This is a genomic window from Mesorhizobium sp. WSM4850 (assembly GCF_055811735.1).
This window is the reverse complement of sequence record NZ_JBVVPV010000007.1, coordinates 112225-112743: the sequence shown is the minus strand read 5'-3', so window position 1 is coordinate 112743 and position 519 is coordinate 112225. Positions and strand designations below refer to the sequence as shown.

At 63.2% G+C, this 519-nt stretch carries 1 protein-coding gene; it reads right to left on the bottom strand.

Annotated elements, in window-relative coordinates:
- Positions 1–519 (bottom strand): hypothetical protein (locus tag AC0L2Z_RS10490; protein WP_473627861.1); only part of this gene is annotated, 519 nt, incomplete at both ends.

Genomic DNA, 519 nt, shown 5'->3' with positions numbered 1-519 from the left:
GCGAGATCGTCTTCGAGCGCCTTGGACAGGATTGAGCGGTCCTGGATGAGCTTCTCGGCGTGGCTGTTCACAAGACCGTTGACGCTGCCGAGGTCGGCCTCCAGCGCCCGCGCAAACTCTGCGCGATTGTCGGTCAGCTGCTGAGACTGGTCGGCGACGACACCCTTGATGGTGTTGAGGTCTGCTTCCAGCGCACGTCTGAGGATGTCGCGGCCTTCGGCCAGCTTCTCGACCTGGCCGGAAACCAGCCCGTCGATGCTCGACCGGCTTTCCGCCAGCTTGGCGAGATCGTCTTCGAGCGCCTTGGACAGGATTGAGCGGTCCTGGATGAGCTTCTCGGCGTGGCTGTTCACAAGACCATTGACACCGCCGAGATCGGCCTCCAGCGCCCGCGCGAACTCTGCGCGATTCTCGGTCAGCTGCTGAGACTGATCGGCGACGACACCCTTGATGGTATTGAGGTCGGCTTCCAATGCGCGTCTGAGCAGGTCGCGGCCTTCGGCCAGCTTCTCGACCTGG